Source organism: Sorangium sp. So ce726 (genome assembly GCF_051521405.1).
In the GTDB taxonomy this organism is placed as follows: Bacteria; Myxococcota_A; Polyangia; order Polyangiales; family Polyangiaceae; genus Sorangium.
The window spans coordinates 264,756-275,693 of record NZ_CP150349.1 but is presented as its reverse complement, the minus strand read 5'-3'; the positions used below and the strand labels follow the sequence as shown (position 1 = coordinate 275,693).

9 protein-coding genes are annotated in these 10,938 nt (G+C 70.5%); 8 read left to right on the top strand and 1 reads right to left on the bottom strand.

What is annotated here, in order from left to right; all coding sequences use genetic code 11:
• Window positions 1-72: 72 nt before the first annotated feature.
• From WME79_RS01060 to WME79_RS01045, 4 genes are all read left to right on the top strand, one after another.
• Window positions 73-489, top strand: coding sequence for a GAF domain-containing protein (locus tag WME79_RS01060; protein ID WP_437531083.1), 417 nt, complete (start codon window positions 73-75; stop codon window positions 487-489).
• A 152-nt stretch (window positions 490-641) separates the two neighbouring features.
• Window positions 642-1,871 (top strand): radical SAM protein, encoded by a 1,230-nt coding sequence (locus WME79_RS01055; RefSeq protein ID WP_437531081.1) that lies wholly within the window; start codon window positions 642-644, stop codon window positions 1,869-1,871.
• A 488-nt stretch (window positions 1,872-2,359) separates the two neighbouring features.
• The gene (locus WME79_RS01050) at window positions 2,360-2,830 is read left to right on the top strand and encodes an L-2-amino-thiazoline-4-carboxylic acid hydrolase (protein ID WP_437531079.1); all 471 of its coding nucleotides are present in this window, start codon (window positions 2,360-2,362) and stop codon (window positions 2,828-2,830) included.
• A 475-nt stretch (window positions 2,831-3,305) separates the two neighbouring features.
• Window positions 3,306-6,143 (top strand): hypothetical protein, encoded by a 2,838-nt coding sequence (locus tag WME79_RS01045; RefSeq protein WP_437531077.1) that lies wholly within the window; start codon window positions 3,306-3,308, stop codon window positions 6,141-6,143.
• A gap of 57 nt (window positions 6,144-6,200) precedes the next feature.
• Here WME79_RS01045 and WME79_RS01040 read toward each other — a convergent pair whose 3' ends face one another.
• A complete protein-coding gene (locus tag WME79_RS01040) occupies window positions 6,201-7,154 on the bottom strand; it encodes a S1 family peptidase (protein ID WP_437531075.1) in 954 nt (317 codons plus the stop codon).
• 168 nt (window positions 7,155-7,322) lie between these two features.
• On the opposite strand from WME79_RS01040, the gene WME79_RS01035 reads away from it, so the two are divergent.
• The 4 genes from WME79_RS01035 to WME79_RS01020 all read left to right on the top strand — a co-directional run bounded on the left by WME79_RS01035 (window position 7,323) and on the right by WME79_RS01020 (window position 10,865).
• Window positions 7,323-7,532: a hypothetical protein gene (locus WME79_RS01035; RefSeq protein ID WP_437531073.1), complete on the top strand. Its 210-nt coding sequence runs from the start codon at window positions 7,323-7,325 to the stop codon at window positions 7,530-7,532.
• A 235-nt stretch (window positions 7,533-7,767) separates the two neighbouring features.
• Entirely contained in the window at window positions 7,768-9,216 is a 1,449-nt protein-coding gene (locus WME79_RS01030) for a cytochrome P450 (protein ID WP_437531071.1), read from the top strand.
• 242 nt (window positions 9,217-9,458) lie between these two features.
• The gene (locus tag WME79_RS01025; protein ID WP_437531069.1) at window positions 9,459-9,716 is read left to right on the top strand and encodes a hypothetical protein; all 258 of its coding nucleotides are present in this window, start codon (window positions 9,459-9,461) and stop codon (window positions 9,714-9,716) included.
• A 210-nt stretch (window positions 9,717-9,926) separates the two neighbouring features.
• Window positions 9,927-10,865 carry a hypothetical protein gene (locus WME79_RS01020; RefSeq protein WP_437531067.1) on the top strand — a complete coding sequence of 313 codons (939 nt, stop codon included), beginning with the start codon at window positions 9,927-9,929 and terminating at the stop codon, window positions 10,863-10,865.
• Window positions 10,866-10,938 lie beyond the last annotated feature (73 nt).

The following is a 10,938-nucleotide window of genomic DNA, read 5'->3' as shown; positions in this document are numbered from 1 at the left end:
CTGCGCAGCCCCGGCGCGTCCCGCGAGCTGCCCCCGGTTGACGCAGGCGTCGCGACGGTCGAGGGTGCGGGCATGCATGCGCGCCGAGAGTCGTTGGAGCCGTGGCTTCGGAGCTTCGTCGCCGACAACGGGGGTATCGCTGGCACGGTGCACCTCGTCGAGGGTGATGCGCTCGCGCTGGCCGCCGCCGTGAACATCCCCGAGAAGGTGCAGGAGATCACGCGCCGCGTCCCGCGGGGCAAGGGGATGGCCGGGCTCGCCTGGGAGCGCGACCAGCCCGTGCAGACGTGCAACCTGCAGACGGACACGTCCGGCGACGTGCGCCCCGGCGCCAAGGCGGTCGCGGCGCAGGCGGCGGTGGCGCTGCCCGTGCGCGACGCCTCCGCGAGCGTGCACGCCGTCGTGGGGATCGCGTTCGCCGGCGAGCGCGAGCTCGGTCAGGACGAGCTCGATCGCCTCGCGCAAGGCGCTGGCGCGCTGCCGACCTGACAAGAGCGCTCCCGCGCCGGCCCACCTCGCCGCCCGCCGCAGCGCCGCCGTACTACCGCGCCGCTGCGCTACTGCCCTGCTGCACCGCCGCGCCGCCGCGACACAAGGCCCTTGTTTTTCGCGGCCGCGATGCTAGCGATGCCCGCTCTCTCATGGAGACGAACGGACGCAGCGCCCCGAAAGCCGCGATCGACGCTCCGCTTGATGCGCTCGATCCGGGCGCCCGCCCGCACGTCCGCGTGGAGGACCTCGTGCGCGGCGCCGCGAACGAGCCCGCGTGCGAGCGCGCCGCGGCCGGGCCTGGCGAGGGCGGCGCTTCGGGCGAGCCCCTCACGGCGAAGCTCGCCCGCCGCACCGTGCCCGGCGCGCTCTACGAGCCCGGTCCCGAGGCGGGGTATCTCCGGTGCACCGCGTGCGCGCACCGCTGCGTCCTCGCGCCGGGGCGCGCGGGCGCGTGCGGGATCCGCTTCGAGAAGGACGGCGAGCTGCGCGTCCCGTTCGGCTACGTCGCGCGCCATTACGTGCGCTCGGTCGAGACGAACACGATCTTCCATGTGCGCCCCGGCGCGAGGTCCCTCACCTTCGGGATGTTCGGGTGCGACCTGCGCTGCCCTTATTGCCAGAACTGGAAGGTCTCCCAGGCCCTCCGTGAGCCGGAGGGCGACGGCGAGCCCATCGACATCAGCGCCGCGGATCTCGTCGAGGTGGCCGTCGCGGCGGGCTGCGGGGTGCTCGCGAGCGCCTACAACGAGCCGATGATCACCGCCGAGTGGGCGCACGCCGTCTTCGCCGAGGCGCAGCGGCGGGGGCTCGTCACGGCGCTCATCTCGGATGGCAACACGACGCCCGAGGCGCTCGCGTACATGCGCCCGGTCGCCGACGTGTTCCGCGTCGACCTGAAGGGGTGGAGCGCGGATCAATACCGGACGCTCGGCGGCCGCGTCGAGCCGGTGCTCGCGGCGATCGGCGAGGCCCGGCGCCTCGGCTACTGGGTCGAGGTCGTGACGCTCGTCGTCCCCGGCTTCAACGACAAGGCGGCCGGCCTCCGCGCCCTCGGCGCCGAGATCGCCAGCGTCGACCCCGACATCCCCTGGCACCTCAACGCCTTCTATCCGCGGTACAAGATGCGCGATCGCATGACGACCGACCCGGCGTTCCTCGTGGACGTGGCGGGCGTCGCCTATGCGCGTGGGATGAAGTACGTTTACGTCAGCAACGTGGCCGACCGCGTCCGTGAGCTCTCACATACACGCTGCCCCGCCTGCCACGAGGTCGTGGTGCGGCGGTTCAACTACGAGACGCAAGAGGTCCTCCTCTCCGGCGGCGCGTGCCCTTCGTGCGGGACGCGCGTGCCCGGGCTGTGGGGACCGGCAGCGCCATAGCGCCGCACAGGCGGACGTCCGGCTCCCGCTGAACCCGCGCGCGCCTCGCCGCCCGGGAGCCGACTGGGCCTGTTGCCGTGAGGTTTCTATCTCATTTCATCAGACGCCCTGTCCGGTGCTCCGCGCATCCCGACAGAACCATATTGCGTCCCTGCCGAACTCCCCCGCTCGCAGGAGCATCGCTGACCGTCTGGCCGCCCAGGCCGACTGGATTAGGCGCCGCCCGCTGATCGGACTGGCCGGCCAGTCGATTGGCCGGCCAGCAGGCCCTCCGATCACCGAAGCTCCCACAAGGGGGCTTGCTACGGCGCCGCATGTGGTAAATTTCGAGCATGTCGTCGCCGTCCGAACGTCTCGCGCAGATCCTTGCGGAAGGCCGAGTCATCGCGACACGCGAGCTCGGCGAAGCGTGTGCGGCGGAGCTTCACACGCACGCCAAGCAGCGGTATCTCGCGCTGGAGGCGACGATGCCGCAGTTTCGAAGCAGCATGAATCGCAAGCTCTTCGAGTTCGGCCCGCCGGTGCTCGCGATCTACCAGGCGCTGCTGCACGACCTCGGCGTGGACCGGGAGCCGGCCCTGCGCCTCGCCGAGGACATGCTGCTGGCCTTCTACCGCAAGCAGCTGAACCGGAGCCCGCTGCTCGGCGCCGCGCTGGATGTGATGTTCCGGCTGAAACCAGCGCGGAGCCTGCTCATGATCAGCCTGCGCGCGGACGAGCCGGACGGCATCCGCTTCGAGGAGGCCAGCGGCACCGGCGCGCTCCTGGCCTTCGACGTGCACGCGTGCCCGATCGTGGCGTTCGCGCGGCGGCACGGCGCGCCGGAGATCGTCCCCATGATCTGCCGCCTTGACGACCTCAAGGTGAAAGAGCTCCACGGAATCGAGCTCCACCGCACCGGCACCCTCGGCACGGGCGCCGAGCGGTGCGACTTCCGGTACGTGACCGCAAAGAAGTAGCGTCGCCATCCGGGGCCCTGGGGTCGACGCGAGCTCGTCCGCGTAGCGCGCGGTGGCGCCCCGTCCTCTCCTTATCTCGTCTTCCGTCCATCCACCGCGTCGGCGCCCCGCTCAGGGCGCCATGCCGGCGCCCCCCAAAGGCCCGTCGCGCTCGAGATCGAGCCCTGTGCCCGAGGGGACACGCCGGGCACCGACGCACCGCCAGAACGCACATGGACTCACCACCCGTCGCTCGGGTGCGCCGTTGGGCTGCACGCGTCACGCCAGCGCGTCGCCATTCAATGCTTGCCTCATGACGCGCCGCACCCCTGAAAACGGTCATGATCGTGGGGCGGTGTACGATGCGCGCTGCGCGCATTTCAACATTGAAACATAAATGCTCTTTCCTGGATCCCCAAAGAGCGTGTCTGTGTTAGTTGTTGAATGATCACTCGATCCCCGATCGCTCCTGAAGTCGCTTTCTCGAGGAGGTCACATGAAGTCACCGTTCGCCCTGCGAAGGGTCGCTGGCGGCCTTTTGTCCGCCGCGACGTCGTCTCTTGTCCTCGCGGCCAGCGCCCCCGCCCTGGCCGAGTCGTCTTACACGCTCTTCGAGAGCGGGCAGGTGCGCCCGCTCACGCTCTCTCCCAGCGGAAACCTGCTCTTCGCGCTCAACACGCCGGATGGCCGCCTCGAGGTCTTCCGCGTCCATCACGGCGCGCTGGTCCACCGGAGCTCGATACCGGTCGGGCTCGATCCGGTCGCCGTGGCGGCGCGGAGCGACACCGAGGTGTGGGTCGTGAACCACCTGTCCGACAGCGTCAGCGTCGTCGAGCTGTCCCCTGGCGGATACGGCGGCCGCGTCGAGCGCACGCTGCTCGTGGGCGATGAGCCGAGAGACATCGTGTTTGCCGGCCCCGGGCGGCGCCGCGCCTTCATCACGGCGGCGCACCGCGGCCAGAACAACCCGAACGATCCAGAGCTCACCACGCCGGGCGTGGGTCGGGCCGACGTCTGGGTGTTCGACGCGAACCACCTGGGCGCGTCGCTCGGCGGCGAGCCGCTCGCGATCCTCACCCTCTTCACCGACACGCCGCGCGCGCTCGCCGCCACGCCCGACGGCGCGCGCGTCTACGCCGCCGGCTTCCACTCGGGCAACAGGAGCACCGTCGTCACCGAGCTGCTCGTGCCCGACGGCGGCGCGGTGAACGGCGGCTCGCCGGGCCCCATGACCAACGCATTCGGCGACCCGGCGCCCGAGGTCAGCCTCATCGTGAAGTTCGACGGCGCGCACTGGGTCGACGAGCTCGGCCGCACCTGGGACGACACGGTGCGGCTCTCGCTGCCCGACAAGGACGTGTTCGCCATCAACGCCATGGCGAACCCCCCGCGGCCGATCGCCGGGCCCTCAGGCCATTTCACCGGCGTCGGGACGATCCTCTTCAACATGGTCGTCAACCCGGTGAACGGGAAGGTCTACGTCTCCAACACCGACGCGCGGAACGAGCAGCGGTTCGAGGGCCCCGGCGTCTTTGCCGGGCAGAGCCTGCGGGGCCACCTCCACGAGAGCCGTATCACGGTGCTCCGCCCCGGCAACGCCCCTCCGCGCGTCGCGCCGCGGCACCTCAACAAGCACATCGATTACTCGGTCTGCTGCGCCCCGACGCCGAACGCCGAGAGCGAGGCGAGCCTGGCCCAGCCGGTCGACATGGCCGTCACGAGCAACGGCGCGACGCTCTACGTGGCCGCGCTCGGCTCCAGCAAGGTCGGCGTGCTCAGCACGGCCGCGCTCGAGGGCGACACGTTCGTGCCCGACGCGGCCGACCACATCGAGGTGAGCGGCGGCGGCCCGTCGGGGCTCGCGCTCGACGAGGCGCGAGGCCAGCTGTTCGTGCTGACCCGCTTCGACAACTCCATCTCGATCGTCGACACCGCGACCCAGGCCGAGACGGCGCACATCGCGATGTACAGCCCCGAGCCGCCGAGCGTCACGCTCGGGCGGAGCTTCCTCTACGACGCGCGCGTGAGCTCGGCGCACGGCGACTCCTCGTGCGCGAGCTGCCATATCTTCGGCGACTTCGACAGCCTCGGGTGGGATCTCGGCAATCCGGACGAGCCGGTCACGACCAACCCGGGTCCCTTCGTCGGCCCGCTGCTCAACCTCTTCACGCAGCAGCCGATGCCCCGGGAGTTCCACCCGATGAAGGGCCCGACCACGACCCAGAGCCTGCGCGGCATGGCCAACCACGGCCCCATGCACTGGCGCGGCGATCGCACGGGCGGCAACGACGCGCCCACCGCGCAGCCGGACAGCGGCTCATTCGACGAGCGCGCCGCGTTCATGAAGTTCCAGGCCGGCTTCACCGACCTCCTCGGCCGGAGCGGCCCGATCCCGGCCGCCTCCATGGAGGCGTTCGCGGACTTCATCCTGCAGGTGACCTATCCGCCCAACCCGATCCGCCGTCTGGACAACGCGCTCACGCCGGATCAGCAGGCCGGGCGCGACACCTTCGTGAGCAGCAACCTGGACGGCACCGCCATCTGCAATGGCTGTCACGTCCTCGACCCGGAGGGCAATCCCGGCGTCAACAAGCCGGGATTCTTCGGAACGAACGGCAACATGACGTTCGACTTCCAGCCGCAGCTCATCAAGACACCGCACCTGCGCAACATGTACCAGAAGGTCGGGATGTTCGGGATGGCCGCCCCGCTGTTCGGCATCCTGCCCGGCGACAACGATCCCATGGGAGACCAGGTACGGGGGTTCGGCTTCCTGCACGACGGGAGCTTCGACACGCTGTTCCGGTTCTTCCGCGGGATGGGCTTCTCGCCGTTCACCGGCTTCACCAACCAGTTCGGCACCTTCCCTGACAACCCGAACGGCCTGCCGGACTCGCCGGCGGGCGACGCGGTCCGCCGGCAGCTCGAGTCATTCCTGCTCGCCTTCGACTCGAACGTCGCGCCGATCGTCGGCCAGCAGGTCACGCTCACGTCCGGCAACCAGGCCGCCGCCGATCCGCGCATCGATCTCCTGATCGCCAGGGCGGACGCCGGCGAGTGTGATCTCGTGGCGAAGAGCCACCTGGCCTTGCAGGAGATCGGCTTCCTTCACACCGGAGCAGGGCAGTTCGTCGCCGACCGGATGGCGCTGCCGCCGATCCCGGACGCGGTGCTCCGCCAGATCGCCCTCGCGGCGGGGCGACCCCTGACCTACACGTGCACTCCGCCGGGCTCCGGCTACCGCATCGGCCTCGATCGCGACGAGGACGGCTTCCTCGACGGCGACGAGCGCAGCGCCGGCAGCGACCCGGCGGACCCGACCGACACGCCCTGAGCTCCGCCTCGCAGCGCGGCGCGCGGCCGGCGCCCGCTGGCCTTTACCTCTGTCCAGTCATCGCACCTGCACGCCGGCGCGGAGCGCGCAGTCCGGGTCGGCCGGGGCCGCGCAGGCGAGGGCGCACACCCCATCTTGGCCGCAGTGGAAATCGGCGCAATCGGGGTCGACGATCTCGGGCCCGACATCACACGCCGCCTCGCAGAGGCCGTCCGCGCGGCACAGGTTGTCCGCTTCGAACTCGTCGATCGTCGGCTGGATGAAGCGAGATATCTGGTCGAGATCGGTGCGCGCCTGCACCCCGTCCAGCGTGCAGGGGTCGTCGCCGAACGAGGTCACGCCGGCGTGGCGCTCGACGCCTCCGCGCACGAGGAACGCCGGACCTCCGGAGTCGCCGGCGCACGTGTTCATGTCGGGGACCTGGTAATAGAACTGGGTCGCGTCGATCGTCCCCGGCGTCCCGCCGACCTGGGCGGGGCCGACCGCCAGGATGGGGAACGTCACAGCGCGGCGCATGCCGAACCCCGTCCCCGCGACGCCGTCGGAGACACCGTAACCGACGAAGGTGTAGCCCGGCCCGACGTACCCGCTTGTATTCTCCATTGATTCGCGCAGGAGCGGCGCGGGTTGCACGGGCGCGTCGCTCTCCAGCCGGATGAGGGTAAGGTCGTTCTCGAGGGTTGCGGGATTGAAGGCGGGGTGCCTCCTCGACGTCTCGATCCGCACGCTCTCCGACCGCCGCCCGAGGGTCGGGCCGAAGAAGACGCGCGTGAGCGCACCATGGCAGTGTCCCGCCGTGATCACGGTGCGCCGCGAGATCACGGTCCCGCTGCAGTACGCCCGGTTCCGGTTGCCCACGCCCACGACATAGGCGTGCGTCGTGTCCGTGGCGCCTCCGACAATCCGCTGCCGGGACGTGAGCAACGGCTGCTCGCCGTCGCCCCCCGCGGGAACGTCGGCGCAACCGGCGCCGACGAGGCACAGGGTCACGATCGGGATGGCATTCTTCATACTGCAACCTTTCCGTCCAGAAATGGTGTCTAGAGCGGCCGATTGCGGAGGCGCCCACGGTCCGGCGCCGCTCGGATCCGCGGGCGAGCGGGGGGCATAACAAGCGTGGTGCCAGCAGCGCGGCGCTCGGCGAGCGCGCAGGCCACGGGGCGCCGCGGTGCTCCTGGAATGGCGCGCGAGCGCGGGGATCTCGGCAGGTCGATCACCGCTGGAGGGACGGCGCGGACGTTCGCTCCGCTCCGGAGAGGGGATGACGCCGCGATCGCGGCCCTCGCGCTCGATCCGATGGAGATCGCCGGTCCGCCGGCGCGTCAGGACGCCGGCGTCGCCCGGGCCGGCAGGGCGAAGCTCTCGGCGGTGCTGACGATGCCAGTATAGCGGAGGACCGCGGGCGGGGCAGCGGCCGTCAGCGAGCTCGCCCGCTGGTCGACCCGCGGCGCCGCCCCAGGGCTTACGCCTGCTCACCCAGGGGCGCCTCGCCGCCGCGCTCGCGATGCCGGCGCTCGCCGGGCCTCGGCGAGCGCCCACGCAGACGCCAACGCCAGGACGAGCTACGTTGCACCTCGACCGCGGCGGCGCCAGCGCTGGGCGCTTTCGCTCTCTGGAGGAGACCATGGAGACCGCTAGAGCAGACGTCGCCCCCGCAGCGGGCGTGAGCGATCTATTGACGCTGCCAGGACCGCGGAGGCTGCCGTTCCTCGGCAACCTTCTCGAGATCCGGCCGACCCAGTTCCACCTCACGCTCGAGGGCTGGAGCCGCAAGTATGGTGATCTCTACACCTTCTGGCTCGGCCGCACGCCGGTCGTCGTCGTCGGCAGCGCCGAGCTCGTCCAGCGCATCCTGCGCGAGCGGCCGAAGGAGTTCCGCCGCTGGAGCCCGCTGCAGGAGCTCATCGACGAGATGGGCTTCGGCGGCGTCTTCTCGGCCGAGGGGGACCAGTGGACGCGGCAGCGCCGGCTCGTGATGAGCGCGTTCAACGCCGGGCAGCTGCGCGAGAGCCACGGCGCGCTCTCCACGATCACCCGCCGGCTCCGGGAACGATGGCGCGCGTCGGCCGCGCGGGGGGCGCCCGTCGACGCGCGGCGAGACCTCGCCCGTTACACGGTGGATGTCACCACCGCGGTGGCGTTCGGCCTCGACATGAACCTCATCGAGCGCGGCACCGACCCCCTGTCGCACCAGCTCGAGACGGTCTTCGCGGCGCTCAACCGCCGCATCTTTGCGCCGTTTCCGTACTGGCGGCACATCAAGCTGCCCGCCGATCGGGCCCTCGATCAGGCGCTCTCGGAGGTGCGCACGCGGATGCTGGACATCCTCCGGACGACGCGCGCGGAGCTCGACAGGGATCCGGCGCGGGCCGCGGCGCCTCGCTCCCTGCTGGAGGCATTGCTCGTGGCGCGCGACGCCGACGACCCGAAGGCGCGGCTGTCGGAGCAGGAGGTGCTCGGCAACGTGCTCACGCTGCTGCTCGCCGGGGAGGACACGACGGCCGACACGATGGCCTGGATGCTCCACTTCATGGCCCTGCGCCCCGACGTGCAGGCGCGGATGCGGGCTGAGGTCGACGCCGAGCTCGGCGACGCCGACCTGCCCGAGAGCCCGGAGCACGCGCAGCGGCTGCGCTATCTCGGCGCGGTCGCGCAGGAGACGCTCCGCCTGAAGTCCGCCGCGCCGATCCTGTTCATGGAGGCCTGCGCGGACACGGTGGTCGGCCCGCTGGGGCTCGCGGCGGGGACGCGGATGATCCTGCTGACGCGGCAGATCGCCCTGAAGGAGGAGCACTTCCACGACGCGGCCTCGTTCATGCCCGAGCGTTGGCTGACCCCGCGGCCGGCGGGCGCCGGCAAGCACGACCCGCGCGCCGCGCTCGCCTTCGGCAGCGGCCCGCGGGTCTGCCCCGGGCGCGCGCTCTCGATGGTCGAGAGCGCCATGGTAGGCGCCATGGTCGCGCGCGACTTCGATGTATCGCTGGTCGACCCGGGGCGGCCCGTGAAGGAGCTCCTCGGGTTCACGATGAAGCCGGAAGGGCTGTTCGTCCGCTTCACCCCCCGCCGCCGCTGACGTCCCATCGAGCCTCGTTCCGGGGCAATGCTGGGGTTGATCCCACCGAGAAAGACGCCCTGAGCCCATCGGGACAAGACGTGCATCCCTCCTTCCAATCCGCAAAACTGCGCTACCTCCTGGTCCTCGGTGTCGCCGTCGTTTCCTTTGCGCTCGGATGGTTCCTTAAGCCATCCGTCCGCGTCGCTGGCTTTCCGGAGATGGGGGAGCTGCAGCCGTTCACGAAAAGGGGCTGCACGAAGGTGGGAAAGCCATTATCGGAGCTCGAGGCGTTCTCGGAGGCCTCGCTCCGCTACTCGCCCGGCGACAGCGCGCGGCTCCAGGTGGTGGCCTTCCGCCGCACAGGCCCGGACGCGGAGCTGCTGCAGCTCGACGCGGGCGAGTACGATGACGAGTTCGACGCCAGCGGGGAGGTGTTCAACCTCCGCTGGGATGCCACCAAGGGCTGGCTGGTCGGCGACTGTCACACGGTCGTGAGGTACTGGCCCGGAAGGCCCTGAGTCGGGCGTCGTGCTCATTCGCCCGAGCCGAGCGGCAGTCTCACGCGACCGACAATGATTTGCACACAACTGGCTCTCCCTGCCGGTAAGTGCATGTTCTCTCCTGCTGCATTACGTGCACAGCTCTACTTTCGCAGCGCAATTGCGACCCTCCGGTTCGCACCGAACAGAGCTGGACATGCCGCGATGATGAATTAGAGTCGCGCGCCAATGCACAACCGCTCCGACCAGTTCACCAAGAGCTTGCTGCGGGACGGGCTGAGCCTCGTCTCGGCGGCCGAGACCGAGGTCGAGGTGCTGGCGGCGACACAGAAGATCGATGTCTACAGCGTGCCTGACCCCGCGCGTGCGTCCGAGCGCGCCGCCATGGGTCTGCTCGGCGAGCTCTCGGCGGAGCCGAGCCTGTTCGAGCCGTTCCACGGCACGCCGAGCCTTCGTCAGGTCCGGCAATGCCTGCGCAAGCAGCTCACGTGGCACCATGAGCTCGAGCGCCGCGCCCGCTCTGCAGCGCGCTCCGTCGCGCCAGACGAGGACACGGACACGCCACCGCAGGCGGCGGTCGCCTTCCCTGCCCTGGTCGTCATCAGCCCGGGGCGTCCTGAAACGGTGCTCGACGCCTACCGGTGCGAACCGGTGCAAGCCGGCGTCTACCACGCCGTGCCGGGCCTGGTGATGCGCGTGCTGGTGCTCGCGGAGCTGCCCCGGACGCGTGCGACGCTGCTGCTGCGGCTGCTCGGCTCGGGCCGCCGCTTGCGCGAGGCGCTGACGGATCTGGCGGCACTGCCAGACGATACCTGGGAGAAGAGCGTCGCCACGCCGCTGCTGGTACACTTCCGGCACGGAATCCAGGAGCCGACGACCGACGAGGAGGACGATGTGAGCGCAGAGATCCGGGCGTGGTTCAAGGAGTACGAGCAGAAGCTCCGCGCCGAGGAGCGGAAGGAAGGTCGTGACGAGGGGCACGCCCAGGGGCGCGCCGAGGAGGCAGCGCGTGCCGTGCTGACCGCGCTCCGGGTCCGCGGTATCGCCGTGCCGGACGCCGCGCGTGAGCGCATCCTGGCCGAGAAGGATCCTGAGATCCTGGAACGGTGGCATGAACGGGCCATCGTCGCGGCATCGATCGCCGATGTGCTCCCGGACCTGAGCTGAGCGATGGCAGCCGGCGGCAGACTGCCCAGCTGCTAGTCCCTCTTACCCCTTTCGGGGCCGTCCACCGAATCTT